Source organism: Vibrio sp. Y176 (assembly GCF_033438945.1).
Window position 1 is genome coordinate 1 of sequence record NZ_JAWOQS010001281.1, and the last position, 501, is coordinate 501.

General features: G+C 47.7%; 1 protein-coding gene. It reads right to left on the reverse strand.

Going from position 1 to position 501, the window contains the following annotated elements; genetic code table 11:
- Window positions 1-501: BamA/TamA family outer membrane protein (locus R7O13_RS31410; protein ID WP_412125762.1), on the reverse strand; the 501-nt coding region annotated here is incomplete at both ends.

Consider the following 501-nt stretch of genomic DNA (forward strand, 5'->3'; position numbering starts at 1 on the left):
AACCCATTGCCACCAAGGCATATCGTAGTAATTGATAATGGGAATGTCGTCCAGAGGCTGCCAGTCTGGTAATACCCGATATTCGGCAGAATAGTGAATTGCAGAGCGTCCATGGTAACGACCCGCGGTATAGCCTCTCAAACGGTACAACCCACCCAAACGAACTTGTTCTTGCTCTGGCGGACGACTACAAACAACACCATCACATTGATTCCAAGTTGGTGTGTCGGCTGTATAAAAATCCAAGGCCAGTACTTGTTGATCAAACCAATCACCAAGAGGCCCCAGCGAGTAATATTGGCTATTTTGGAATTCCCACTTGAGCCACAGCCCCTCTGATTGCCAACTTTCTGCGCCCGTCGTCAAATTCAAAGAGGTATGCGAGCCTCGGGTCGTGTTACGTGCGCTATCGCGGTTGTCCCAATCAAAACCCAATGTAAAACCGTAAGCTTGCTCTTTCCTATCATTGTATACATCCAACGCTCGTGAACAATAAAAAGG